Consider the following 25952-nt stretch of genomic DNA (forward strand, 5'->3'; position numbering starts at 1 on the left):
TCCACGTAGTGCTTCTGGCCGGCGGTCTTCGGGCGGATGGCCCGGCCGCGGTAGGACAGCAGCACGTCGTCGCGCAGGGCCGACGGGGCGAACTCGGCGTGACGCAGAAGCTCGATGGCGTGGCGCACCGAATCGGCGTCGGGGGCCTCTCCCCCTTCGGCCTGGCGGAACAGGTCGGTGAGCAGGGCCGTGAGCTGCTGCACCTCGATGGGATCGCCCGCGAGGGACACCTCGTTGCCCCGCACCGTGATGCGGGCGTCGAAGGCCTCCTCCATCTGGTGGAGTATCTCGTCGCCCGGGCCGACGACCCAGGCCATGTCCACCGCGTCCGGTGCCGTGAGCGTTGTCTGCATGGAATCAGTCATGCCCGTCATTGTACCTCATCTTGTGCGCTTGCAATAGAACCCCTCAGAAACAGGGCACGGGGCGGCCCCCTACCCCGCGGCGCGCTCCTCTTCCACGAGGTTGATGAGTTCTTGCTGGGAGTGGACCTCGAACTTGCGGTAGATGGCCTTCACGTGGCTCTTCACGGTCTCGTCGCCGATAACGAGGTCCTTGCGGATGAAGGCGCGGTTGCGGCCGCGGGCCAGGAGCTGGAACACGTCCTGCTCGCGGGAGGTCAGACGGTGGCGTCGGGCCAGGGCCTCGCAGGCCTCGTCCAGGCCCATTCCCGTCACGGGCCGCGCCTCCTCCTCCATGGGGCGCACGAAGCCCCAGCCCGTGGAGGCAGAGCGGTTGCCGAACACGAACAGGCTCACGAGCAGGATGACGAAGATCACGAGGGCCGCGAGCATGGCCAGGGACAGGTCGCTCGCCAGGAAGGGATGGCTCACGTCGGCCGCCACGGACCCGGCGAACTGGCCGAGCTGGATGGCGAGCAGGCCCCAGGCGGCCATCCAGGCGGCGGGCACCTCCTCGCGAGCGGCGAGCACGGCCCAGATGGCCCACAGCACGATATAGAAGTACTGGTAGCCGAACTGGTGCACCGCCGTTCCGATGATGGAGAAGGGCTCGTGCAGCGGCAGGAAGAGGAAGCCAGCGGCCATGGCCGGCAGGGCCACCTGGTAGGTGAGGTGGTCGAAATCCATCTTGAACACGGCGCTGGTAACGTAGAAAGCGATGGCCGCCCCGACGATGGCAACGATGTTGAGCAGGTCGCGCAGGTTGATCCACCCTGCTCCCACGGGGGCCATGAGCCCCTTCATGAGCCCGAAGGACAGGCCGAAGAAGAAGGCCACGAGGATCATGACGAGGGGCAGCCGCGCCGTGACGGGCAGGTTGCGGTACTTCTGGGGGACCCGGGGCAGGCGACGCGCCTGGTGCCGGTAGCAGGCGATGCTCATGAGGGGAAGGGCCGCCACGGCGAGGTGGGCGGCGGTCGTCGGGAGGGCGAGCAGAATGCCGTAGGCGGCGGCCGCCATGATGATGGCGGCGACGAAGACCCGCATGAGCCGGCGCGGGCCGTATTCCACGAGCCGCTCGCCCCACAGCACCACGATGCCGCCGCTGCCCACGCCGGTCAGAACGGCCCCCACCAAATAAAGAGTGGGTGCCGAGCTCGGATCCACGAGACCGGGCAGCAGGGAGACGCACAAAGTGCCCAGCGCGGTGAGGACCGCCGCCTCCCAGGGCACGATCCGCAGCTCTGAGAGGGGGTTGCGCACCCGGGCCAGCAGCAGGAAGGCCGCGATGGACACGACGTTGGCGAGCAAGGACACGACCCAGAGCGGTTCGAGCATGGTGCCCGGGGTGAAGGCGGCGGCCCCCAGCTGCGCTCCCTCGTCGTAGAAGCGACTGCTCCAGAACACGCACCAGATCCAGGCCCAGTGGGCGGCGAAGCCGAGCACGTCCGGTGAGAGCCAGCGCTCTCGGGAAAACTTGTTCTTCATGATCTATCCCTCCGCCGCCATTATAGGGGTTTTGGAAGGCGCCCCTCCTCGGATTGCCGGGAAAAACGTCTCCCCCTGGGAGGGGGATATTGGGTATGAGGGAGGCGTTTCCCCCTGCCGACGGGGAGATTCGCCCGAGCCTTTGCGCTTGAATCGGGTCAGCTGCCTAGCGCAGCCGGCAACGCTGCCGAGGGCCCCGCCGAAGGGAGCGGGGCGGCGCGGTGTCGCATTCGGGGCGCCGAGCCCCGGATGGGGAGGATTCTTAAAGGAGGAATCATGACGAAGGAACAGAGCAAGAGCGGCCTTTCCCGCCGCGCATTCTTCGGCCTGGGGGCCACCGTGGCCGCAGGAGCTGCCGTGGCCGGGCTTGCGGGCTGCGCGCCCCAGACGGCGGCCGAAGCTCCTGCGGGCGGCGAGACGCTGTCCCAGACCGGCGGCATGCCCATGGCCGACAACGGCGCTTCGGCCGGCCCCGACACCCAGGGCCTGCACAGCTGGGAGATCGCGCCGGAGCCCATTCCGGCCGACGAGATCACCGCGACCGAGGACACCGACGTGCTCGTGATCGGCGCGGGCCTCGGCGGCTGCTGCGCCACCCTGGCCGCTCTGGAAGAGGGCGCGAAGGTCATCACCATCGACAAGAACACCGAGCAGGCCATCGCCCGCGGCGTGCACATCGCCGGCTTCCACACCAAGGTCCAGGCCGACCTGGTGAAGCAGGGCCTGCTGGAGGAGCCCGACTACGTGCATGTGGTGCGCCGCTGGATCAACTGGGCCCAGGGCCGTGTGAAGGAGCCGCTGCTGTGGGAGTACGCCCGCAAGTCCGGCGCCTGCTTCGACTGGCTCTACGACATCGCCAAGGCCCAGGGCCTGGAAGCGCTGCTGTGGGACGGCTACTACAAGGGTCCCGACTACACCGAGTACCCGGTCACCCACATCTTCTACAAGGAGGGCATGCTGGAGGAGACGGTGAACTTCACTTTCTACCAGGGCTCCGGCGTGGGCGACGTGTACGGCAATGCCGTGCTCGTGCCCGCCCTGTACGACGCCATCGCCGCCAACGGCGGCGAGATCCGCTGGGAGACCAAGTCCGAGCGCCTCGTGCGCGACGGCGAGGGCCCGGTGACCGGCGCCATCGTGAGCACCCCCGACGGCATGGTGCAGATCAACGCCAAGTCGGTCGTCATCGCATCGGGCGACTACGCCGCCGATGACGAGATGTTCCAGTACTACGCTCCCATGACCGCCTACGCCATGGACGCCCGCTACTACAATCCGCCGGACTGCGACACCGGCGACATGCACAAGCAGGCCATCTGGATCGGCGGCGCCATGCAGCGAAGCGAGCCCCACGCGGCCGTCATGCACCTCGACTTCGGTGCGGCCTCCTACGGCTTCCTCCATGTGAACTGGGAGGGCAAGCGCTTCAAGAACGAGGACGTGAACACCCAGTCCAAGTCGGTCACCAAGGCCCTGCAGACCCAGAAGGAGGCCTGGACCATTTACGACGCCAACGGTCTGAAGGCCGTGAAGCAGCAGATGGACGCCGGTCTCGGCGGCGGCCTGCAGTGGGGCCAGCTGACCCAGCCCGTGGGCGGCGAGTACAACCTGGAGGCCCAGGAGATCGTGCTTCAGGGCGAGATCGAGAGCGGCCTCACCCAGACGGCCAATACCCTGGAGGAGCTGGCCGGCCTCATGGGCGTGCCCGCCGAGAACTTCGTGGCCACGGTGGAGCGCTACAACGAGCTGTGCGACCTCGGCAAGGACCTGGACTACGGCAAGCGTCCCGAGGTGATGGCCAAGGTCGTGGAGCCGCCGTTCTACGCCGGCAAGCTGGAGGCCGACCTGCTCACCATGTGCGGTGGCCTGCGCACCGACCTGGAGACCCACGTGCTCGACGCCAACGACCAGCCCATTGAGGGCCTCTATGTCTGCGGCTCGGCGGCCGGCGATTTCTTCGGCGCGGGCGACTACCCCACCTACGTGCCCGGCATCGGCCACGGCCGCTGCGTAACCTTCGGCCGCATGGCCGGCATCAACGCTGCCGGCGGCAACGCCGACGAGAAGATTCCGGATCTGGATCTGTTCGCCTAAGCTATCCCCCGCGGTCGAGTCGGGCGTTCCCTCCCCTCCGTACTCGGCTCGACCGCTCCCCTCTCTCTGATGTTGAAGGGGCGCCGCGTGAAATCGCGTCCCCCCTTCAACGTTTGCGAGATAGAAGCTCAGCGCCCCCGGCAGGTTGCCCGCCGGGGGCGCTTTTCGTAGATGGGGATTTGGGAGGGTCGGTGCCCATGGCGCGGCAGTCGCTGAGGCAAGGTCAGCCTACAGTGCGACGGCCACCAGGGTGCCCACGACGGCATCCTCGGTCACGGCCACCTCGTGGTAACTCTCCGTGGTGCCGCGGCCGGGCTGCTCGACCAAGGCCAGCTCCACGATGCCAGCCCGACGAGCACGGTCGGCTGCGGCCAGCTCGTCGGACAGGGCGCGCAAACGGGCCGCCCGGGCGGTCTTGACTGCGGGAGGCACCTGGTCTCCCCGGGCCGCGGCCGGGGTTCCCTCCCGCTTGGAGTAGGGGAACACGTGGATCTTCGCGAAGCCGACGTGGCGGGCCAAGGCGCAGGTATCCTCGAAGTCTTCCTCCGTCTCGCCGGGGAATCCCACGATGACGTCGGTGGTGAGCGCCACGGTCGGCACCATGGCCTGGAGGTAGTCGGCCAGCTGGCGGAACTCATGGGCGTCGTAGGGCCGGGCCATCTCCTGCAGCACCTTCGACGAGCCCGATTGCAGGGGCAGATGCAGATGGCGGCAGATACGCCCTTCGGCCTCGGCCAGAAGCGCGATGAAATCGGCCGTCACATCCTGGGGCTCGATGGAGCCCACGCGGAAGCGGCAGGGCTCCTCGCCCGGCGCGGCCAGATCGGCCGTCGCCGCGAGCAGCTGGCGGCACAGATCGGCCAGGTTCGTCCCCTCATCGTCGTAGGAGCCCAGGTTGATGCCCGTGAGCATGATCTCGCGCACGCCGGAGCGGGCCAGGGCCACGGCCTCAGCCACCACCGCGTCGGCCGGCCGGCTCATCGCGCGGCCCCGGGCCACGTGCACGATGCAGTAGGTGCAGGCGTTGTCACAGCCGTCCTGCACCTTGATGCCGATGCGCGTGCGACCGCCGAGAGCCCCCTCATAGCAGGGCCGCGGCTCGGGTTCCTGCGTCGCCCGAGGGGTGCGGTCTTGCCTTCCATTCCCCAAGGCGAAGGCCCTTCCACCGGCCGGCAGATCCGCGGGGGTTTCTCGGGGAGCCGTCTCGGCTCCCGTTTCCCGCGTGCGCAGGAGGGAACCGTCTTCCACGAGTGCTTCCAGATAGGGGCCCATCTGAGCCTTGGGCACCACAGCCACGCGCCCGCCCAGATCGGCGAAGAAGTCCGGGTTTATGGCGGCGGCGCAGCCGGTGACGACGACGGGGGCCTCCTTGTTTGCGGTCAGGGCGTGGCGCACGGCCTTGCGGGTCTTCTTCTCTGCCTCGCCGGTGACCGTGCAGGTGTTCACGATAATGAGATCGGCCTCGGCCTGGGACGATGGCGCGCCGCCCGCATCCGTTAAGAGCCGCTCGAAGCCGTCGGCCTCCACGCGGTTCACCTTGCAGCCCAGGTTCACCACGGCGAAGCGGAAGGCGGGGCTATCCATGGCCGTTCCCCATACCGCCCAGCTCGTAGAGCGCAAGGGCCGGGGCCACGATGCCGGCCGTCTCGGTGCGCAGGATGGAAGGACCCAGGGTCACGAGGGCCGCACGAGGGTTGCAGTCCAAAAGCCGCCGCACTTCCTCTTCGGCAAGCCCCCCTTCGGGCCCCACCACCACGGCGATGCGGGCATCGGCCGCAGGCGTGCACGTGGCGGCGAGGGCGCCCCGGATCGCACCGCGCAGGCTGGCGCTTTCGGGCGCCTCCTCCCAGCACACGAGCACGGCCGTGGCGCCCCCGAGCCGGGCGCAGGCCTCCCCCACGGTCGCCGGCTCGCTCACCTCCGGAATGCGGGCCTGCCCTGACTGCATGGCCGCGCTCTTGGCGATGGCCCGCCACCGCTCGGTCTTGGCCGCGGCCTTCTTCCCGTCGAGCTTCACCACCGAGCGCTTGCAGGCCAGGGGCACGAAGGCGGCCACACCCACCTCGGTGGCATGACGGATGACCGTCTCCATCTTGTCGCCCTTGGCCAGGCCCTGGAGCAGTATCACCTGCGGGCCCTCGGCGGCCGTCTCTTCGTGACGGGCGATGGAAACGAGCGGCAAGCTGTCGGAGAAATCGACGATCTCGCATTCGAAGTAGTCGCTCGCCCCGTCGATGACGGCGATGTGCTCCCCCGGGGCCAGCCGCAGCACCTTCGCATGCTTCGCGTCATCGGCCGCCAGCCGCAGCGGAAACACCGCCTCCGTCTCAGCAGCGAGCACCTGGTTTTCCAAAAAGAATCGCGGAAGCGACATGAATATTACCCAATCTCTCGCATGGTCGGCAAAGTCAGCAAGGTTCCGACCGGTGCCTGGAATTGCCCCGCCTTTCGCCCAAGCGTACTTCGGTACGCGCCGAGGCGAAAAAAGGGGCAAGGCCAGGTGCCCGTCGGAACCGCAGCGTCGACGTGTCCGCCCGTTCCGCAGGACGGGCGGAACCGGTTACTCGAAAATATCCCGCAGCTTCTGCAGGGGCGAGCGCTTCTCGTCCACGGTTTCGCCCATCTCGGCGGCCAATTCCTCCAAAAGCTCGCGCTCGCGCTTGGAGAGCTTCGTGGGAATCTCCACGTCGATGTGGGCGAACAGGTCGCCGCGCACGTCGCTCTTCAGGCGCGGCATGCCGAAGCCCTTCACGCGCACCACCTGGTCGTTCTGACATCCCTCGGGGATCTTCACCGTGACCTTCTCGTCCTCGAAGATGCCGTCGATCTCGATATCGGCGCCCAGCGCCGCCTGGACCATGGGCACCACGAGCTTGCAGTGCAGGTTGTCGCCGTCCCGCTCGAAGAACTCGTCGGGGGCGATGCGCACGGTGACGATGAGGTCGCCGGCCGGCGCGCCCTGCATGCCCGCCTCGCCGAAGCCGTGGATGCGCAGCTGCTGGCCGTCACGGATGCCCCGGGGCACCTCCACCGATACGCGCTGACGGTCGGGCACGCGGCCCTGGCCCTCGCACTCGGAGCAGGGGTTCTCGATGATGGTGCCGGTGCCGTGGCATTGGGGGCACGTGGTGGCCGACTGCATGTCGCCGAGGAAGGTGTGCTGCACGGTGACGACCCGGCCGCGGCCGTCGCAGTCGGGGCAGGTGACCTCCTTGCCGTCCTCTCCGAGGCCCGTGCCGTCGCAGTCGGGGCACGGTGCCAGGCGGTCGTAGACGATCTCCTTCTTCTCGCCCGTGGCCGCCTCAGCCAGGGTCACGCGGATGCCCACGCCCATGTCGCGGCCGTCCTTGCGCACTTGGCGGCCGCCTCCGGCCGCGGCACCGCCGAAGAAGGTGGAGAAGATGTCGCCCATGCCGCCGAAGCCGCCGCCGAACAAGTCCTCGAAGTCGATGTTCACGCCGCCGTAGGGGCCCGCGCCGCCCGCAGCTCCGGGCACGGTGCCGAAGCGGTCGTAGGCGGCCTTCTTCTGGGGGTCGGAGAGCACGTCGTAGGCCTCGTTCAGTTCCTTGAACTGGTCCTCCGCATCGGGTGCCTTGTTCACGTCCGGGTGCAGTTCCCGGGCGCGGTGGCGGAACGCCTTCTTGATCTCGGTTTCGGAGGCGTCGCGGGAGACGCCGAGGATTTCGTAGAGGTCCTTCGTTGCGGCCATGGTGGAACGTCTTGCCTTTCTGATGGGTCGTACAAAAGTCGGTGGCGTCGCTAGTCGTCGCAGAGCACGCTCTGGGCGGCGCGCACGGCGCGGATGGCGTTGCCGTAGTTCATGCGGGTGGGGCCGATAACGGCGACTACGCCCTCGCTGTCGCCACGGCCGTAGGGGCAGGCCACGATGGAAATGCCTGCCAGCTCCGAGGCGGGGTTCTCCCGTCCGATGCGCACCATGACGGGGCTTTCCCCCTCCACGGTGTCGTCGAAGGTGTGCAGGAGCACTTCATCGTCCTCGAGCACCTCCATGACCGGCAGCAGCGCCTTGGCGTCGCTAAACTCCGGCTGGCGCAGCAGGGACGAGATGCCGAGGCTGTGGGCCCGGTTGCCGTCGCTCACGCCGAGGCACTCCACCACCTCGTCGATGATGAGCTGCACGAGGGGATCGCGCAGGGCCTCGATGGTGCTCGCGTCCAGAGAGCGGCGCACGTCCCGGGCCGACTGGCCCACGAGCAGGCGGTTCAGCAGGTTCTGGGCCGCCGCCAGCTCGTCGGAGGTGACCTCCTCGGAGAAGGTGACCGTGCGGTTGGCCACCTGGCCGTCGTCGGCCACCACGATGATGATGGCCTGCCACACCGACAGGGACACGAGGGTGATCTGGCGAATGCGGCCGGCGAAGACCGACGGGGCCATGACGATGGAGAGGCAGTCGGTGAGCCGCGCCAGAGCAGCGGAGGTGCGCTCCATGAGGGCGTCCAGCTCACAGGCGGCCCCGCGCAACTCGTCCATCATGGCGGGATGGGGCCGCTCCTCCTCGGCGAGGCCCGACGAGAGCAGCTCGTCGACGAAGGTGCGGTAGCCGGCATCGGTGGGCACGCGGCCGGCTGAGGTGTGGGGCTGCTGGATGAAGCCCGCGTCCTCCAGGGCGGACAGGTCGTTGCGCACCGTGGCCGGGCTCACGCCGAGCCGATGGCGCTCGGTAAGCGTGCGCGACCCCACGGGCAGCGCGTACTCGATGTAGTCCTCGATCAGCGCTCGCAGCACCCTCTGGCGTCGCTCCGACAGCATGGCCTCTCCTTTCGCTTCCCCGCCGGCGCCCCTGCGGGCGCACCGTTGTTGACGCTATTTTAGCAACCAAGGTGCGAGAGTGCTAACGGAAGGGCCGATCTCGACGCAAGCGACACATGGGAGCAGGCAGAAGGCAGCCCGACGATCCCTCGCCCTAGGGTGCCAAATCCAGCAGACGGCCGTACAGCTCGTTGCCGCAGAGCCAGCCGCGCTCCGTAGGCCGCCAGCGTCCGTCCCGGTGCTCGGCGAGGCCGAGGGCCACCAGCTCGTCGAAGACGGCGCACGCCGTCTCATCCCCGAGGACCACCGTGGCCCGGGCGACCCGCTCGTCCGAGACGCCCCGGGCCATGCGCATGGACAGCATGAGGTCCTCGGCGGCCATCTGGCGCGCGTCCAGATCGTCCACCACGCGCCCGTCCTGCACCCGCATGCGGCGCTCGGCGTTCTGGGTCATGGTCACCGCCGAGCGGCCGATCCCCAGGTAGGGCACGCCGGTCCAGTAGGCGGTGTTGTGGCGGCTCTCGAACCCTGGCCTCGCGTAGCTGGCCACCTCGTAGCGGTGAAAGCCCGCCTGCTCCAGGATGGATCGGGCCGCTTCCATGGCCTCGGCCTCGGTATCCTCATCGGGCTCGGCCATCTCGCCGCGCATCACCGCGCGATCGAAGGGGGTGTGCGGCTCAATGGTCAGCGGGTACACCGACACGTGGGTGGCACCCAGGGCCACGGCTTCCCGCACGCTTTCGGCGAAGGATTCGGCCGACTGACCGGGAATGCCGCACATCAGATCCACCGACACGTTCTGAAAGCGGGTTTGAGCCGCCGCGATGGCCCGCCGCGCCCCGTCGCCGTCGTGGGCCCGGCCCAAAATGCGCAGCACCGCATCATCGAAGGACTGCACGCCGAGGGACAGCCGGTTCACCCCGAGGGCCCAGATGTCGCGCACCATGGCCTCGGTGAGGCTCTCCGGGTTCGCCTCCATGGTGCACTCGACCTCAGGTTCCAGGTGCATGGACATCGCCAGCGCGTACAGCAGACTGGACAGCCGCCCCATGCCGATATGGCTCGGCGTGCCGCCGCCCAGGTACACGGTCTCAAGGGCGCCGAGCTTCCCCTCCTTGGAGGCCCGGCGGATATCCATCACGAGCGATTCCACGTACTCGTCGATGACCGGCGCGTCGCGCTCTACCGCCTGAGTGGCGAAATCACAGTACCCGCACCGTTTCACACAGAACGGAATGTGCAGGTAGAGCGCCTTGTAGGGATCGTAAGCCATGCGTGTTCCTCATTTCAAAACGAGTAGTCCGTCGGGAGGAGGTGTTGCAACCGAGCGAGTTCCGCAGCGACTGGAAATGTCCAGCGGGCGTTTCCACAAAGCGAGGACTGTCTGAGCGAATTGCAGTGCCTCCTCCCGTCGGACGGACAAACTACGAATGCTCCCGGGCGATTTCCAGAAGGTCGTCGAAGACGGCGTCGAAGTCGGCCAGGGTGGTGCAGTAGTTGATGCGGCCGCGGGCCGTGGCGGCGCCGGGCAGGCCGGCCATGTACCACATGGCGTGCTTGCGCATGCGCACGATGTTGCGGCCCTCGCGATGGGTGAGTAGCTCGGCATGGCGCCGGGCCATGGCGATGCGCTCCTCCACGGTGGGCGCCGCAGGTTCAGGCTCACCGGCCAGGGCGGCCTGCACCTGGGAGAACAGCCAGGGGTTGCCCTCGGCGCCCCGGGCGATCATCACCGCGTCGCAGCCAGTGGCCGCGGCCATGGACACCGCATCGGCCCCCGAGCGGATGTCGCCGTTGCCCACCACGGGCACGCTCACCGCTTCGCGCACCCGGGCGACGACGCCCCAGTCGGCGGCGCCGCGGTACAGCTGCTCGGCGAACCGCCCGTGCACGGTAACCCCATCGGCCCCGGCCTCTTCCATGGCCCGCGCGAAGGCCGGCGCCGTCTCGTCGCCCTCGGCCCAACCCCGGCGGAACTTCACCGTGACCGGATGCTCTACGGCTCCCTTCACGGCCCGCACGATGGAGGCGGCCAGCTCGGGCTCTCGCATGAGGGCCGAGCCGTCCCCCTTCGACACGATCTTGCGGGCCGGGCAGCCCATGTTGATATCCAGGTAGGCCAGACTCTCCCCCATCTCCTGCTCGATCCAGGCGGCCTGGGAGGCCATGACCTCGGGCTCGTGGCCGAACAGCTGCACGGCCACCGAGCTCTCCCCGTCGGCCAGGGCCAGCAGATGGCGCGTCTTCTCGTTGGCGAAGGAGAGCCCCTTGGCCGACACCATCTCGGTGAAGGCCATGTCGGCGCCGGCCTCGCGGCTGAGGGTGCGGAAGGCGATATCCGACACGCCGGCCATGGGCGCCAGCAGCACCCGGTACTTCCCGAACAGTCCGTCCATGGGCCGCGCTCGCCTACACAAGCCCGATCAGCAGCAGGCCGACGAGGGCCGCAAAGCCGACGGCGGCCAGCAGGCAGCCCACGCCCACGAGCGTCTTGGAGGTGCCCGTCATGCCCAAGCGCTCCTGCTCCTCGGCAATCTTCTTCTCGTTGAAGGGATCATCGATCCAATCGTAGTCCTCGCGGGGTTCCCGTGCCATATCGCGTCCTCTAGCCAGCCTTCGATCCGGTTCCGTACTTCAAGGCACAGTGTAGCCGATGCTACAATCGGGCCGAGCAAAATCCAAGAGAAGAGGAGACAATCGTGAAGGTACTGCTTATCAACGGAAGCCCGCGCATGGCGGGAAACACGGCCCGGGCCCTGAAGGAGGCCGCCGCAGCTCTTCAGGCCGAGGGCGTGGAGACGGAGATCGCCTGGATCGGCAACAAGGAGATCCGCGGCTGCATCGCCTGTGGCATCTGCGGGAAGAAGGGCGATAACCGCTGCGTGTTCGACAACGACCCCTGCAACGAGTTCATCCAGAAAGCGGCGGTGGCCGACGGCCTCATCGTGGGCTCGCCGGTGTACTACGCCGGAGCGGCCGGCTCGCTCATCGCGCTGCTCGACCGTCTGTTCTATGCCGGAGGCTCCCTGCTGCGCTTCAAGCCGGCGGCCGGCGTGGGCGTGGCCCGACGGGCCGGGGCCATCGAAGCGGCCGACCAGATCAACAAGTACTTCCAGATCAATTCCATGCCTGTGGTGGGTTCCAGCTACTGGGGCATCGCCTTCGGCCGCACCCCCGGCGAGGCGGAGGGCGACGGCGAGGGGCTGCACACCATGCGCACCCTCGGCCGCAACATGGCGTGGCTGCTGCGGTGCATCGAAGCGGGCCGCGAGGCCGGCGTGCCGGTGCCCGAGATCGAGCCCAAGGTGATGACCAACTACGTCCGAGCGGACGTGCTGGGAGCGTAGCCAGTAAGGGGCCGTGGCCTTGCAAACGGCAAGGGCGCGGCCCTTGCCCTACGGAAAGCGCCGCCTGGTGGGCGGCGCTTTCTGATTGAGGACTCTGAGGCTTCTTTACTCGTCAACCTTGAGGATAGCCATGAAGGCCTCTTGGGGCACTTCCACGTTGCCGATGGCCTTCATGCGCTTCTTGCCGGCCTTCTGCTTCTCCAGCAGCTTGCGCTTGCGGGTGATGTCGCCGCCGTAGCACTTGGCCAGCACGTCCTTGCGCTTGGCCTTCACGGTCTGGCGCGCCAGCACCCGACCGCCGATGGCCGCCTGGATGGGCACCTCGAACATCTGGCGCGGGATGATCTCCTTCAGCTTGTCGCAGAGCACACGCCCGCGGTCGTAGGCCTTGTCCTTGTGCACGATGAACGACAGGGCGTCGATGGGCTTGCCCGACAGCAGGATGTCCAGCTTCACCAGTTCCGAGGGCTTGTAGCCGTCCATCTCGTAGTCGAGGGAGGCATAGCCCTTCGTGTTCGACTTCAGCTTGTCGAAGAAGTCCAGGATGAGCTCGGACAAGGGAATCTCCCAGAGCATTTCCACCGTGGTCTGGGACAGGTAGTTCATGGTGACGAAGTTGCCGCGCCGCCCCACGGCCAGATCCATCACGGCGCCCACGTAGTCGGGCGGGATGAGGATCTTCGCCTTCAGGTAGGGCTCCTCCACGTGATCGATGGAGCCGGGGTCGGGCATCTCCTGGGGCGAGTGGAGCGAGACCATCTCGCCGCCCTTCAGGTACACGTGGTACTCCACCGAGGGGGCCGTGGCCAACAGGTCGAGTCCGAACTCGCGCTCCAGGCGCTCCTTGATGACCTCCATGTGCAGAAGGCCCAGGAAACCGACGCGGAAGCCGAAGCCGAGGGCGTGGGAGGTCTCGGGCTCCCACACGAGGGCCGGGTCGTTCAGGGACAGCTTCTCCAGAGCCTCCTTCAGCGGCTCGTACTGGTCGCCGTCGATGGGGAACAGGCCCGTGAACACCATGGGCTTCGCCTCGCGGTAGCCGGGCAGGGGCGTGTTCACCCCGCCGGCGGCCAGGGTGATGGTGTCGCCCACCTTCACCTGGCTCACGTCCTTGAGGCCCGTGACCAGGTAACCCACCTCGCCCACGTAGAGCGCCTTCTCGGGCACCTCTTGCGGGTGGCGGGCGCCCACTTCCTCCACCAGGGTCTCGGTGCCCGTGGCCATCATGCGGATCTTGTCGCCCTTCTTGATGGAGCCGTCCACCACGCGGATGAGGGCCACCACGCCGCGGTAGGCGTCGAAGTAGCTGTCGAAGATGAGGGCGCGCAAGGGGGCCTCGCCGTCGCCCTCGGGGGCCGGGATGTTGTAGACCACGGCCTCCAACAGGTCGTGGACGCCCACGCCGGTCTTGCCGCTGGCGAGCACCGCGTCGTCGGCCGGAATGGCCAGACCGTCCTCGATCTCGGCCTTCACGCGCTCGGGCTCGGCGGCCGGCAGGTCGATCTTGTTGATGAGCGGGATGATCTCCAGGTCGGCGTTCATGGCCAGCATGGCGTTGGCCACCGTTTGGGCCTCCACGCCCTGGGTGGCGTCCACCACGAGCACGGCGCCGTCGCAGGCGGCGAGGCTGCGGGACACCTCGTAGGTGAAGTCCACGTGGCCCGGCGTGTCGATGAGGTTCAGCTGGTAGGTCTCGCCGTCGTCGGCCGTGTAGCTCACGCGCACCGCCTGGCTCTTGATGGTGATGCCGCGCTCGCGCTCGATGTCCATGGAGTCGAGCAGCTGGGCCTGCATGTCGCGCTTGGCCACGGTGCCCGTCAGCTCCAGAATGCGGTCCGAGAGCGTGGACTTGCCGTGGTCGATGTGGGCAATGATCGAGAAGTTGCGGATATGGGACAGTTCGTGGGTCATAATGGCTTTCTTATCGCGGTCGGGTCCTGCGTATGTGTGCGTCTCGCGAAGAATTGCCCCTCCCGGGCAGATTTCTTCGCGGTGCTGATGCGAATCTTTGGTATTCTACCGCATTGTGTATCCAGCGATACGCACGCGCGGTGATTCCACCGCCAAATCTGCAGACGTGGCTGCGCTTGAGAGATTGCGATTGCTGGCGGCCTTCCGGGCTCAGGGTCCGGGGCTGAGAAAGCGGACAAATCCCGCCGCCTTCCATCTCGCACGATGCCCGGGCGGGCCTTACCGCTGCGCGTTCGTGTCGTTGGATACCGATCAATGGGAAACGACCGAACCAGAAAGGGCTAGCAATCATGGCTAACATCAAGTCCCAGAAGAAGCGCATCATCACCAACGAGAAGCGCCGCATGCGCAATCGCGCCGTCAAGAGCGAGCTGAAGACCGCCATCCGCCGCGTCAAGGACGCCGTGGCCGAGGGCAACGGCGCCGCTGCCTACGCTGCCGCCTGCGCCGCCTGCCGCCTGATGGACAAGGCCGCCTCCAAGGGCGTCATCCACAAGAACCAGGCCGCCAACCGCAAGAGCGGCATCATGGCCCTGGCCAACACCGTCGTGACCGCCGAGGACATCGCCGCCTACGAGAAGGCCGTCCCGAAGGCCCAGAAGACCGGCTCCAAGAAGGCTGCCGCCAAGGAGGCCCGCAAGGCCGCCATGGCCGAGGCTTCCGCCGAGAAGGCGAAGCGTCGCGAGAAGCAGCTGAAGGAGGAGAAGAAGGCCGCCGAGCGCAAGGCCAAGGAGGCCGAGGAGGCTGCCAAGGCCGAGGCTGAGGCCGCTGCCGCCGAGGCTGCCGAGGGCGAGGAGGCTCCGGCCGAGGACGCCGCCGAATAACCTGGCGCGCCGCAACCTATGAGAATCGCCGCTCCCGTTCGGGAGCGGCGATTTTTTTATGGGCGCGTTGATGGAGCGAGAGGCACCGCCCTGCGGGGCGGTGCTTTTTGTGGCCCACAGGGCGCCCGGCGCCCCGAAGGGCCGGCGTTAGCCTTGGATGCGGGCCAGGGCCAGGTTCTTGCGGTCGTAGGGCATGCGGAAGTAGTACTCGTCCCCGCAGATGCCCTGGAGGATGCGCCCCTGGCGCACGAGATAGACCAGATGGGCCAGGGTCTCCCCCATGGAGAAGAACTTCTGGTCAAGGGGCCAGCTTTTCCAATCGGGGTAGCGCCAGGTGGCCTGCTGCGAGATGGCGACGATGTCGTCGCAGCCGCCGCGGACCAACTCGTAGATCTCCTCGAGCCGTTCTTCGTGATGGCGGAGCAGGAAGGCGACGCGCTCGGCGAGGCCGGTGAAGGGCCGGCCGTGGGCCGGCAGGATGAGGTCGACTTCGAGATCGGCCACCTTGCGCAGGCTGGCCATGAACTGGGCCAGGGCATCGACGGCGGGAAACCACGAGGAGACGGCCGGCGTGATGCGCTCGAGCACGTGATCCCCGGCGATGAGCAGGCGCGCCCGGGGTTCGTAGAGACAGATGTGCCACCGGTCGTGCCCCGGGGTCTCGATGACCCGGAAGGTGTAGGGGCCCGCCTCGATGACGTCCCCCTCGGCCAGGTAGGTGAAGGCGGGATAGGTTTCCAGGGGCAGCAGTTCGGCGGAGACGTGAAGGCGCGGGCCCTCGTCGGTGAAGGTCATCTCCCGTTGCTGCTCGAGGGTGGCCGCCTGGAGAAGCAGCGGGCCGTAGATCGCCTCCTCCAGGGCCATGAGGTTCTTCACTTCCTGGAAGGAGTGGAGATTGGCCTGCACCGCCATACCGGAACGCCAGATGCGGTCGAGATTGCCCGTATGGTCGGGATGGGAGTGAGTGAGCACGATGCGCACGCCGTCCCAGGAGCGGCCGAGGGCCGTCAGGGCGTCATCGAGGGCCCGCTCGCAGTCGGGGTGGTTGAAGCCCACGTCCACGATGACGGTCTCTCCCCCGCTCCCCAGTATGAAGTAGGAGTTGACGGCCTTGAGCGGATTGGCGGGCAGGGGCACTTTCACCAGATACAGATCGGAAAGCACCGCCACCGGCTCGCCGAAGCCGGCCCGCTGGTAGCGGTCGTCGAGGTCGGCGATCAGGGTATCGAGATCGGGCACGGGGATGTTCCTATCGTCTCAGGGTGTCGACGAGCCAGCCGTAGAACACCTCATCGGGGTCGGCGCCGCTCTTCATGGCCCGCTCGGCATCGCGGGAGCTGACGAGGGCCGCCCGCAGCTCGGACGGCGAGAAGTTGCGGGCCCAGGCGCCGTGGCTCTTCACGCGCCAGTCGGGCAGGTGCAGCAGCTGTCCCACGGACGTGCCCCCGCGGCGGGCGGCCGATTGGGCCGCCATGAGCTCGCGGATGCGCGTGGCACACATGGCGATAAGGGCGTGGGCCGAAGTAGACTCCATCTGGGGGAGCAGGGCGAGGCACTTCGCCAGGTTCCGCTCGGCGAAGGCGGCCGTGAAGTCCCAGGGCTTCACTTCCGAGGTGCGGGCCACCAGGCTGCGCACCTCCCGTTCGCCCACGGCATCGGTGCCGCTGTGGGCGAGGGCGATCTTCTTGAGCTCGCTGTCCAGGTGCACGGTGTTCTCGCCCACGAGCTCCACGAGGGCCCCGGCCGCCCCCTCGGTGAGGACGATGCCGTGGCCCGTGGCCATGGCCCGCACCCGTTTGGGCATTTCCCAGCTCTTGGGCGGCGCGCAATCGATGACCGCCTTGGGGCCGAGGCCCGCGACGGCCTTGTACAGCCGCGTGTTCTTCGCCAGCTTCTCGGCCTCCAGGGCCAGCACCGTGGACTCGCTCGGCGCGGCCAGGTAGGAGACGAGCTCCTCGGAGTCGGCCTTCTTGAGCTTTTCCGCATTGCGCACGTAGACGAGGCGCACGGGACTCGCGAAGGGCATGGTGTTGCAGGCGGCGGCGATATCGGCCCCGGCCGCTGTCTCGCCGTCGAAGTCGTCGGCGTTGAAGGAGAGGTCCCCCAGGGCCGACAAGCGCTTTCGCAGACGGGCGATGACCGCCTCGCGCTTGAGGGCATCTTCGCCGACGGCCAGGTAGGCCGCCAGCAGCTGGTTCTGTTCGTTTCCATTGCTCATGGCCCCATTGTACCCGAAGGCGGTGGGTCGGCGCCCTTCTGGGTCGTCACGGAGAGCTTCTCCATGGAGAATGCAATGGTGGCGTCCCCCACCTCGTCGCTGCAGAGCACCTGGGTTCCTACCGCCGCGAGGGCATCGAGCACTTCCGGCGCCGGGTGGCCGTAGCGGTTGGACTCGCCCACGCCGACGAGGGCCACTGCTGGAGCGAGACGGCGCGCCAGGCCCTCGTCGAGGCTGCGGCGGGAGCCGTGGTGCCCCACCTTCAGCACGTCCACCCCCTCGGGCGGCAGCGCCGGCGCCATGGCCGCGAGCTGGTCTGCCTCGGCATCGCCGCAGAAGAGCGCCGTCCAGTCGGCCTCGCCGTCCCCGTCGCCGTCCCATCGGCACAGGAAGCTGAGGCTGTCGCCGTTGCCGCCCTCGTCATCGAAGGCATTCGGCCAGATCACCTCCAGCGTGAAGCGGCCGCAGCCCACAATGTCGCCCACGGATAGCCCCTCGATCCCTTCGGGATAGGCTTCCCCCTCGGCCTCAGCCACCAGCTCCGTGCAGTTCTCGCAGGGGCAGGAGAGCAGGTCGTCGGCCACGAGCAGGCCCCCCACCCGGGCCACATCGCCGAGGGCGTCCAGAGAGCCGCAGTGGTCGTCGTCGGGATGGGTCACAGCCACCCGGTCGATGCGGCGAACGCCCTGGCGGGCGATGGCCTCCTTGAGCAGCCCGTTGCGATTGCCCGTATCGATGAGGAGCGCGGCCCCCTGGCTGCGCAGGAGGAAGGCGTCCCCCTGGCCCACGTCCAGCATGACGATCTCGTCAGGAGCCGCGGCCAGGGCCGGGGGCGCCGTCGCGGCCAGAAGGAGGACGGCCAGCGCCCCCGCGACGCCGCCGATGGCCCGAGCTCGCACCATCGGCCACCAAGCCCACAGGCCCCCGACGAGGATCGCCGAGAGCGCAACCATGGGGAGCACCTCGACATCGACGGGCAGGCAGCTGCCGGGCACCTGGGCGAGCACGGCCACCACCGCCTCCAGGGGACGCGCAGCCGCTACGGCGCACCCCACAGCCGCGGGGGCAAGGGCGGGCACCAGGCACGCGAGCACCACCGCTGCGAAGCCCCCGGTGCAGGCCAGAACGAACAGAGGGGCCGCCGCCACATTGGCCACGGGTGCGAGCAGCGGCACCTGGGAGAACAGGGCGGCCGCATAGGGCTGGGTGGCCAGGGCCGAGGCCGCTGTGAGGACCACGGGCTCCACCACCAAAGAGCGGAGGCGCCGCCCGCGCCCTGCCGCGGCCGAGGAGAGCAGCGGCGCGAGCAACACGATCCCCAGGGTGGAGCCGGCCGAGAGGGCGAAGGAGGCCGAGAGGGCGCAGGACGGATCGAGGCCCACGAAAACGACGAGACAGAGCCCCAGGGCGTTCAGGGCCGAGTTGCGCCGGTCGGCGACGAGGGCCAGCAGCGCCGTCGCGGCCATGACCGCCGCCCGCAGGGCCGACACCGGCATGCCGACCCATCCCACATAGGCGGTGAGGAACAGGGCCGTGACTACGGCGGTGGCCCTGCGCCCGAGGCGCGCGAAGCGCAGAAGCCGGGCCACGAACATCGTGACGAGGGACAAATGGGCTCCCGATACGGCCACGAGATGGGCGAGTCCCACGGTCTGGAACGGGCCGTAGCCGTCCGCGAGCTCCAGCGAAGCACGATAGCCGCAGACGAGGGCCTGCACGAGGGCGCCCTCACGACCCCCGTGCTCTGCCACCGCCGCAATGGCCCGCTGGCGCAGGATGCCGAGGGGAGGCACCTCTCCTTCCCGCTCCCAAGCGGTTGCCGAGATCGATCCTGCCAGGCCCCCATCCCAGAAGAAGTCGCGGGACTCCTCCGACGGCTCGCGAAACGAGCCCTCCGCCCTGATCCGATCCCCTTGGAGCAGCCCCGCGCCATCTTCGGGTAGGTACAGTCGCACCGACACCACAGACCCCGAGCTATCGCGGGCCCGCGCCTCGGCCTGCCAGCCGAAGTCCGTGGGCTTCGCGTCAGTTGTCAAGGTGCAGTGCCACGGGCCCGCGCCCTCGCGAGCGGCGGCAACCTCTCCGTGAAGCGCCGCGGCACCGGCGCAGGAGGAGGCCGCGGCCACGAGCAGAGCCAGGAGCGCTACGGCGCCCAAGGGAGCGGCGCGGCGGCGCAGCGACCACACCGCCACAACAATGGTGGCGACGAGGGAGGCGATGCCCCCAGCAGCGAGAGCCGCCGGCGATGCCCCCGCGAGCCCGGGCCACAGCAGGGCCGTGCTTCCCCACAGGACGAGGCCCGCGATCAGCAGCGGCGGCAGATGGGGCCGGGGCGGCCGGAGATCTTCCCCTCTCATAGGCAGATGCGATCCCGCAGGGCCTCGAGCTTCTTGTCGCCAATGCCCGAGACGCGCTTGAGATCCTCGACAGAGGCGAAGGGGCCGCGGGCCTCGCGCTCGGCGATGATCTTGGCCGCTGTGACCTCGCCGATGCCGTCGAGGGTCTCCAGTTCCGCCGCCGTGGCAGTGTTGACGTTGACCAGCCCATCGCCCGCAGCCGCCCCCTCCCCTCCCGCGGTCGAGCCCGTGGCGGCGGGCGGATCGTCGGGGCCCGGTATGAGCACCTGCTGGCCGTCGGCGAGCCCCTGGGCCAGGTTCACCCCGGCCGAGCGCGCGTCGCCGGTCATGCCGCCGGCGGCCTCTACGGCATCGACGACGCGGCTTCCCACGGGCAGGTAGTAGACGCCGGGGGCGGCCACCTCCCCATCCACATGGACGCACAGCGCCGCTCCGGATCCGGCACCTCCGAGAGAGGCCGCCCCGTTTTGCGAACCTTCACCGCCATCGGCCTCAACCGCCCCTTCCGCCGAGGGCACCTCCGTCACCCCTTCTGCTTCCGCCCCACCGGCGCCCTCCTCCCCATCGACGGATCCCCCTTGCGCGGCGATCACCGCGACAACCTCGCCCGCCGCGGCCGGAGATGCCAGGGCGAGGGCCGCCGAAGCGGCCACGACGCCCAGCACGACGACGATGCCGATGAGGATCGGCTTGCGCACGGCGGTGAGGTGGAGGCGGGCACAGATGCCCCCGGCTTGATCTTGGAAGGCCACGGTTTCTCCTTAGAACGACCGGCCCCCACTCTACCAAGCGCAAACCGCACTTATGTCGCACCTTGGCCGCACTTCGCTCCCGCCGCGCACCGTTCCGGCGTCCCCTCGAGCCCCGCGCTCTGCGCCTCAGAGACGCTCCCGAAGGCCACCCCGTTCGCCCCCGATCCGCTCCCGCAGCCTCGCGCGGTTCGCTCCCGAGCCGTCCCCGTGTCTCGCTTCGCTCACCCCCCGCGTCTCTCCCGCCCTTCCGAAGCGCCGGCTCGCATCGGGCGACGGGCCCGAGGGCGCGCGGCCTGAGCGGCGTCTTCCGCGGTCGTTGGAAGCCCAGCCCCACCCACGCAACAAGGGCGGGAGCCGCAGCTCCCGCCCTTGAAATGACGCGATGATTGTCGAGGCCCCGGCCTAGCGGGCCTTGGTTTTCCGCGGCGGCCGGTAGGCCGGGCAGGCGTAGTCGTGGGGCTCGGCCGCATCGGCCAGGGCCTGCACCCACTCCTCCACCGGATAGGCGGCCTCGGCGGCCTCCACGTCGGCCAGTTTCGCATGGGTCTCGGGATTGCGCGGCATGAACAACGTGCAGCAGTCCGGCGCGTCCATGGACGAGATCTCGAAGGTGCCCAGACGCTGGGCCGCATCGATGATCTCCAACTTGTCCGAGCCGATAAGCGGGCGCAGCACCGGCATAGCCACGGCGGCGTCGGTGGCGCGGATGTTGTCGAGGGTCTGGGAGGCCACCTGGCCCAGGCTCTCGCCCGTCACCAGGGCCCCGGCCCGTTCGCGCCGGGCGATCTCCTCGGCCACCTTGAACATGAGGCGGCGGTAGAGGATGACCCGCAGTCCCGGCGGGCAGGCCAGGGAGATCTCGCGCTGGTAGTCGCCGAAGGGAACCACGTACACGCGCCCGATGCAGCCGGTGCGCTCCAGCACTCGGGCGATATCGTCCACGAGGAACTCCGAGGCATCCGAGGTCTGGGGACGCCCGGAGAAGTGCACGCCCACGCAGACCGCGCCGCGCCGGGCCATGCGCCAGAGCGCCACCGGCGAGTCGATGCCCGAGGACAGAAGCGACACCACGGTGCCGGAGCTGCCCACGGGCAGGCCCCCGATGCCGCGGATGCTGCGGGCGTACACGTAGGTGGAGCCCTCAACCACTTCCACGCCCACGGTGACGTCCTGGCCCTTCATCTGCACGATCTTGGCGGGGAACTCCTCGCAGAGCACCGCACCGATATCGCGATTCAGCTGCATGGAATCGATGGGGAACGTGGTGTGGTTGCGCCGGGCGCTCACCTTGAAGGTCTGGAAGGGCTCGGCCTCGGCCAGGGCGATGCAGGCCGCCCGGCCCATGGCCTCCATCTCCTGCTCGCACTTGAAGCCGCAGGACACCCGGGCCACACCGGGCACGCCCAGGATGGCGTCGGCGCATTCATTGGCCAGCTCCAACGACGTGCCCTCCTTGAGGAACACGAGCAGCCGCCCAGAGATGCGATGGATGGTGACGATCGGGTATGCACCGAGGAGCGCCTCCAAGTTCTTCTGCAGGCGCTTCTCGAACACGCCGCGATTGCGCCCCTTCAGCCCGATCTCGTGGTAGTGCACGAGAATGATTCTCTGAAATTCCATCATGACCCTCTGATATCTATTAATTAAGATTTTTGTAGCACAGGTTGGCGTAGTAAGTCAGCGAGAAGCCCCGTAACGCCCAAGATTGACGCGAAAGACCGAGGAAGCGTACTAAGGTACGCGACGAGGGCTTGGAGCGCCAAGATTGGGTGCTACGGGGCTTCGCAGCGTCGGGTCAAAAATCATTAATTAATGATTTTTGACATCAATAGACTCGGGGTCGTAGGACACCTCGCCGCGGGCCACCTCGCTGAAGGCCATGGACAGGGGCTTTGTGTCGGCGGCGCGGGCGATCTCCACAGCGGTCTGCAGCTGGATGGCGCGGTCGCGCTGGCCCCGCATCATGTCGTTGATGTCATGGGCGCGCTTGGAGGCCAGGGCGCACAACAGGAAGCGGTCGTTATCGGTGCGGTCCAGAAGGACGTCGATCTTCGGTTCGATGATGCTCATAGACGGGAATTCCTCTTACTTCTGTTCGGCGGTGTCGTTCACGTAAGCGACCAGTTGGGCGACGGCTTCGTCCAGATCGTCGTTTACCAGCCGTATATCATACTCCATTTTATGGGAAAGCTCCACCAAAGCGGTGTCCATGCGCTTTCTCACCACATCATCGGCCTCGGTGCCGCGGCCCCGCAGGCGCCGCTCGAGCTCTTCCAGGGACGGCGGCTCGATGAACACGAGGTGCGCCTCGGGCATCTTCTCCTTCACCTGAAGGGCCCCCTGCACCTCGATCTCCAGGATGACCTGCTTGCCCGCGGCCATTTCCCGCTGCACCGAGGCCAAGGGGGTGCCGTAGCAGTTGCCCGCGTACTCGGCCCATTCGAGAAAACCGCCCTCGTCCGCGAGGGCGAGGAAGTCCTCCCGATCGAGGAAATAGTAGCTGACGCCCTCTTCCTCTCCGGGACGGGGGCGTCGCGTGGTGGCCGAAACGGAAACCCAGGCGTCGGGCACCTCCTCAAGCAGTCGCGCAACGAGGGTCCCCTTGCCGGCCCCCGAGGGGCCGCTGATGACGAAAAGGTTTCCGGTTCGCATGTATTCCCTTGCTACTATGGACGGGGCTACTTCGTCAGACGGGCCAGCAGGGCCTCGCGCTGACGCTCGCCGATGCCGCGGATGCGGCGGCTCTCGGCGATCTGGAGCTCCCTCATGATGCGCTCGGCCTTGGCCTTGCCGTAGCCCGGCAGCGTCTCGATGAGGGTGGAGATCTTCATGCGGCCCACGATGGGATCCTCGCGCATGGCGAGCACCTGGGCGACGGTGAGTTTGCCGGTCTTCAGCTCTTCGCGAACCTCGGCGCGCTTGATCCGCGCGGCCTTTGCCTTCTCAAGAGCCTCGGCACGAGCTTCGGGGCTGAGTTGAGGGATAGCCATGATCTTGTTCTCCTTCCGGTTAGGGCTGCCGAAATCATACCATCCATTCATGACAAAACAACATGTAATTTACGCAGAACCCGTAAATGTGATGAAACCTTCAATGTATCAGCCAAAACGGGAAAGTTTTCATTGGAGCAGGCTCCAGAAATCCTTGGAACCCGCTCCAAAGAAGCGCCATCGGCACGGGCTGCGCGACCCGCGCCGATGGCGGCGATGCCCCTAGGCCAACTCGGCCGCGATGGCCTCGAAGGCGGCCACGGGATCGTCCGCCTCGGTGATGGGGCGGCCCACCACGATGTGCGAGGCCCCGTTGGCGAAGGCCTGGGCCGGGGTGGCCACGCGGCTCTGATCGCCCAGGGCGGCGCCGGCCGGGCGCACGCCGGGGGTGACGATGTAGCCCTCCGGTCCCAAGATCTCCCGCAGGGTGGCCGCCTCCTGGGGCGAGGCCACCACGCCGGAGATGCCCGCCTGCTTGGCCTGGCCCGCCAGGGCCGCCACCTGTTCGGGCAAGGGGCGCGTAACGCCTGTGGCCGCCAACGTGGCGGCGTCCATGGAGGTGAGCACGGTGATGCCCAGGGTGGCGGGCACTTCCCCGCCCCACTCGGCCGCGCCGGCCGCGGCGCCGCGCTGGGCCGCCTCCATCATGGGGATGCCGCCCACGGTGTGCATGGTGATCATGTCGGCCCCGCTGGCCGCCGCCGAGCGAGCGGCCCCTTCCACCTGGTGCGGAATGTCGTGGAACTTCAGGTCCAGAAAGACGTTGAAGCCGCGGCGCTTGAACATCTTCACGATGGCCGGCCCCTCGGCGTAGTACAGCGTCATGCCGATCTTCAGCCACTGTGCATGGCCTTCCAGCTTGTCGGCGAGCGCGATGGCCTCCCAGGCGTCGCAGTCGAGGGCCACGATCACGCGGTCGCGGGCGGGAATGGAATCGAAGGAGGTTAGCACGTGAGGGCTCCAATCAGCTCGTTGACGTCGGCGACGCCCTGTTCCTCGCAGTAGTCGATGATGCCGTCGATGACATCCACGGTGGCGGTGGGGTTCACGAAGTTCGCGGTGCCCACGGCCACGGCGGTGGCACCGGCCAGCATGAACTCCACGGCGTCGGTACCCGTTGAGATACCGCCCATGCCGAGCACCGGCACCGACACGGCCTGGGCTACCTGCCACACCATGCGCAGGGCCACGGGCTTCACGGCCGGACCGGAGAAGCCGCCCACGACCCGGGCCAGAAGCGGCGTGCGGGTGCGGGCGTCGATGGCCATGCCGAGCAGGGTGTTGATGAGCGAGATGCCGTCGGCCCCGGCCGCCTCGGCGGCCTTCGCGATCTCGGTGATGTCGGTGACGTTGGGGGTGAGTTTCACGATGAGCGGCCGTTTGGTGGCAGCGCGGCACAGGGAGACGACCTTCTCCACGGAAGGCACGTGACAGCCCATGGTCATGCCGCCGGCGTCCACGTTCGGACAGGAGATATTCACCTCGTAGGCGGCCACGGGCGCCTCTTCCAGCGCCTCGATGACGGCCACGTACTCGTCGAAAGAATGGCCCGACACGTTCACCATGGCCGTGGCGCCGATGGATGAGAGCCATGGCAGCTCCACCTCTTTCAGATGCGCCACGCCGGGGTTCTGCAGGCCGATGGAGTTCAGCATGCCTGAGGCCGTCTCGGCGATGCGGGGGCTCGCGTTGCCCTCCCAGCCATTGAGGGACACGCCCTTGGTGGTGACGGCGCCCAGCGTCGCCACGTCCACGAAGTCGTGGTACTCGCGTCCGGCGCCGAAGGTGCCCGAGGCGGTGGTGACCGGGTTTTTCATGGCCAGGCCGCCGAGGTCCACGGCCAGCTTGACCGATGTCTCTTTGGGGGAACGCTGCATTACCACACCACCTCCGTCGCGGGGAACACCGGACCGTCCACACAGGCGCGGCGCTTGCCGTCCACCGTGTCCACCACGCAGGACAGGCAGGCCCCCACGCCGCAGGCCATGCGGCGCTCCAGGGACACCTCGCAGAACACTCCCGCTTCGGCGGCCATGGCGGCCACCAGCTTCATGAGCGGCTCGGGACCGCAGCAGGCCACGTAGTCGTAGGGCTTGCCGGCCGCCTCGGCCGCGGCCAGGGCCTCTTCCACGAGCGGCGTGCAGAAGCCCGCGCGGCCGAAGGTTCCGTCGTCGGTGGAGCAGGCCGGCTCGCAGCCGAGCACCGCCCCGTAGCGCTCGCGAGCCACGAGGGCATCGATAGTGGACGCGCCGAGGATGGCGTCCACGGCCACCCCGTCGGCCGCCAACGACTGCACGAGGGGATACAGAGGCGCGCTGCCCACGCCACCGGCCACCACCAGGGCCCGCTTGCAGCCCGCGGGCACTTCCCAGCCCCGACCGATGGGGCCGATCAGCTCCACCGCGTCGGCACCGGGCACTAAGGCGGTCATGCGGTCGGTGCCGAAGCCGAGCACCTGGTACATCATGTCCACGGTGCCCGCTTCTGCGTCGGCCGCGTACACGCCGAGGGGCCGGCGCAGGATGTGATCGTCCATGCCGGGGATCTTCACGTGCACGAACTGGCCCGGGGCCGCCGTCGCCGCTATCTCGGGCGCCCGCACGGTCATGAGCCAGATGTTGCACCCCGCTTCCTCGTTCACCAGAATGGGTGCGCACTCGTTACAGAGGGTCATGCGGCTCCTCTCGCTGTCGCTGACAAAATCACGTTAGGAGCCATTGTACCACCGACCCAACCGCCC

23 protein-coding genes and 1 pseudogene are annotated in these 25952 nt (G+C 68.1%); 3 read left to right on the top strand and 21 right to left on the bottom strand.

The genetic code is table 11. From position 1 onward, the window contains the following. Both ACTOXK_RS10120 and ACTOXK_RS10125 read right to left on the bottom strand, forming a co-directional pair. Positions 1–374 (bottom strand): annotated as a pseudogene (locus ACTOXK_RS10120) (PhoH family protein); the annotation flags it as partial. Between the two features lie 60 nt (positions 375–434). After that, positions 435–1889: a helix-turn-helix transcriptional regulator gene (locus ACTOXK_RS10125; protein ID WP_482277698.1), complete on the bottom strand. Its 1455-nt coding sequence runs from the start codon at positions 1887–1889 to the stop codon at positions 435–437. A gap of 276 nt (positions 1890–2165) precedes the next feature. On the opposite strand from ACTOXK_RS10125, the gene ACTOXK_RS10130 reads away from it, so the two are divergent. Continuing rightward, positions 2166–3983: an FAD-dependent oxidoreductase gene (locus ACTOXK_RS10130; protein WP_482277697.1), complete on the top strand. Its 1818-nt coding sequence runs from the start codon at positions 2166–2168 to the stop codon at positions 3981–3983. 228 nt (positions 3984–4211) lie between these two features. Here ACTOXK_RS10130 and ACTOXK_RS10135 read toward each other — a convergent pair whose 3' ends face one another. The 7 genes from ACTOXK_RS10135 to ACTOXK_RS10165 form a co-directional block, all read right to left on the bottom strand. Continuing rightward, on the bottom strand, positions 4212–5567 hold the full coding sequence (locus tag ACTOXK_RS10135) for a MiaB/RimO family radical SAM methylthiotransferase (RefSeq protein WP_482278013.1): 1356 nt from the start codon (positions 5565–5567) through the stop codon (positions 4212–4214). Beyond that, the gene (locus tag ACTOXK_RS10140) at positions 5560–6357 is read right to left on the bottom strand and encodes an RsmE family RNA methyltransferase (RefSeq protein WP_482278012.1); all 798 of its coding nucleotides are present in this window, start codon (positions 6355–6357) and stop codon (positions 5560–5562) included. The genes ACTOXK_RS10135 and ACTOXK_RS10140 overlap by 8 nt, the downstream gene beginning before the upstream one ends. A 186-nt stretch (positions 6358–6543) precedes the next feature. Then, entirely contained in the window at positions 6544–7692 is a 1149-nt protein-coding gene (gene dnaJ, locus ACTOXK_RS10145; protein WP_482278011.1) for a molecular chaperone DnaJ, read from the bottom strand. 50 nt (positions 7693–7742) lie between these two features. Next, a complete protein-coding gene (hrcA, locus tag ACTOXK_RS10150) occupies positions 7743–8753 on the bottom strand; it encodes a heat-inducible transcriptional repressor HrcA (RefSeq protein WP_482278010.1) in 1011 nt (336 codons plus the stop codon). Positions 8754–8907: 154 nt separating this feature from the next. After that, positions 8908–10026 (bottom strand): radical SAM family heme chaperone HemW, encoded by a 1119-nt coding sequence (gene hemW, locus ACTOXK_RS10155; RefSeq protein WP_482278009.1) that lies wholly within the window; start codon positions 10024–10026, stop codon positions 8908–8910. A gap of 151 nt (positions 10027–10177) precedes the next feature. Next, entirely contained in the window at positions 10178–11149 is a 972-nt protein-coding gene (gene dusB / locus ACTOXK_RS10160) for a tRNA dihydrouridine synthase DusB (protein WP_482278008.1), read from the bottom strand. A gap of 13 nt (positions 11150–11162) precedes the next feature. After that, positions 11163–11348: a hypothetical protein gene (locus ACTOXK_RS10165; protein ID WP_482278007.1), complete on the bottom strand. Its 186-nt coding sequence runs from the start codon at positions 11346–11348 to the stop codon at positions 11163–11165. Positions 11349–11452: 104 nt separating this feature from the next. Between ACTOXK_RS10165 and ACTOXK_RS10170 the strand changes: the two genes are divergently transcribed. Then, positions 11453–12100 carry a flavodoxin family protein gene (locus ACTOXK_RS10170; protein WP_482278006.1) on the top strand — a complete coding sequence of 216 codons (648 nt, stop codon included), beginning with the start codon at positions 11453–11455 and terminating at the stop codon, positions 12098–12100. Between the two features lie 105 nt (positions 12101–12205). Here ACTOXK_RS10170 and lepA read toward each other — a convergent pair whose 3' ends face one another. Then, complete coding sequence (gene lepA / locus ACTOXK_RS10175; protein ID WP_482278005.1) at positions 12206–14011, bottom strand: translation elongation factor 4; 1806 nt, start codon at positions 14009–14011, stop codon at positions 12206–12208. 350 nt (positions 14012–14361) lie between these two features. On the opposite strand from lepA, the gene rpsT reads away from it, so the two are divergent. Further along, positions 14362–14895: a 30S ribosomal protein S20 gene (rpsT, locus tag ACTOXK_RS10180; protein WP_482278004.1), complete on the top strand. Its 534-nt coding sequence runs from the start codon at positions 14362–14364 to the stop codon at positions 14893–14895. A gap of 147 nt (positions 14896–15042) precedes the next feature. Here the strand turns inward: rpsT and ACTOXK_RS10185 are convergent, their stop codons facing one another. From ACTOXK_RS10185 to ACTOXK_RS10235, 11 genes are all read right to left on the bottom strand, one after another. Next, positions 15043–16134: an MBL fold metallo-hydrolase gene (locus tag ACTOXK_RS10185; protein ID WP_482278003.1), complete on the bottom strand. Its 1092-nt coding sequence runs from the start codon at positions 16132–16134 to the stop codon at positions 15043–15045. A 10-nt stretch (positions 16135–16144) separates the two neighbouring features. Next, positions 16145–17113 carry a DNA polymerase III subunit delta gene (holA, locus tag ACTOXK_RS10190; protein ID WP_482278002.1) on the bottom strand — a complete coding sequence of 323 codons (969 nt, stop codon included), beginning with the start codon at positions 17111–17113 and terminating at the stop codon, positions 16145–16147. After that, on the bottom strand, positions 17110–19470 hold the full coding sequence (locus tag ACTOXK_RS10195; RefSeq protein WP_482278001.1) for a ComEC/Rec2 family competence protein: 2361 nt from the start codon (positions 19468–19470) through the stop codon (positions 17110–17112). The genes holA and ACTOXK_RS10195 overlap by 4 nt, the downstream gene beginning before the upstream one ends. Then, positions 19467–20222 carry a ComEA family DNA-binding protein gene (locus ACTOXK_RS10200; protein ID WP_482278000.1) on the bottom strand — a complete coding sequence of 252 codons (756 nt, stop codon included), beginning with the start codon at positions 20220–20222 and terminating at the stop codon, positions 19467–19469. The genes ACTOXK_RS10195 and ACTOXK_RS10200 overlap by 4 nt, the downstream gene beginning before the upstream one ends. Positions 20223–20624: 402 nt before the next feature. After that, positions 20625–21845, bottom strand: coding sequence for a tRNA uracil 4-sulfurtransferase ThiI (gene thiI, locus ACTOXK_RS10205; protein WP_482277999.1), 1221 nt, complete (start codon positions 21843–21845; stop codon positions 20625–20627). 186 nt (positions 21846–22031) lie between these two features. After that, positions 22032–22292: a DNA-directed RNA polymerase subunit omega gene (locus ACTOXK_RS10210; protein ID WP_482277998.1), complete on the bottom strand. Its 261-nt coding sequence runs from the start codon at positions 22290–22292 to the stop codon at positions 22032–22034. A gap of 15 nt (positions 22293–22307) precedes the next feature. Further along, the gene (gene gmk, locus ACTOXK_RS10215; RefSeq protein WP_482277997.1) at positions 22308–22874 is read right to left on the bottom strand and encodes a guanylate kinase; all 567 of its coding nucleotides are present in this window, start codon (positions 22872–22874) and stop codon (positions 22308–22310) included. A gap of 26 nt (positions 22875–22900) precedes the next feature. After that, positions 22901–23212, bottom strand: a complete 312-nt coding sequence (gene mihF, locus ACTOXK_RS10220; protein WP_151430065.1) for an integration host factor, actinobacterial type — start codon at positions 23210–23212, stop codon at positions 22901–22903. A gap of 222 nt (positions 23213–23434) precedes the next feature. Then, positions 23435–24163, bottom strand: a complete 729-nt coding sequence (gene pyrF / locus ACTOXK_RS10225; RefSeq protein ID WP_482277996.1) for an orotidine-5'-phosphate decarboxylase — start codon at positions 24161–24163, stop codon at positions 23435–23437. Then, a complete protein-coding gene (locus ACTOXK_RS10230; RefSeq protein ID WP_482278016.1) occupies positions 24157–25089 on the bottom strand; it encodes a dihydroorotate dehydrogenase in 933 nt (310 codons plus the stop codon). The genes pyrF and ACTOXK_RS10230 overlap by 7 nt, the downstream gene beginning before the upstream one ends. After that, complete coding sequence (locus ACTOXK_RS10235) at positions 25089–25886, bottom strand: dihydroorotate dehydrogenase electron transfer subunit (protein ID WP_482277995.1); 798 nt, start codon at positions 25884–25886, stop codon at positions 25089–25091. The genes ACTOXK_RS10230 and ACTOXK_RS10235 overlap by 1 nt, the downstream gene beginning before the upstream one ends. Between the last annotated feature and the right edge of the window lie 66 nt (positions 25887–25952).

The organism is Adlercreutzia sp. (assembly GCF_056795635.1).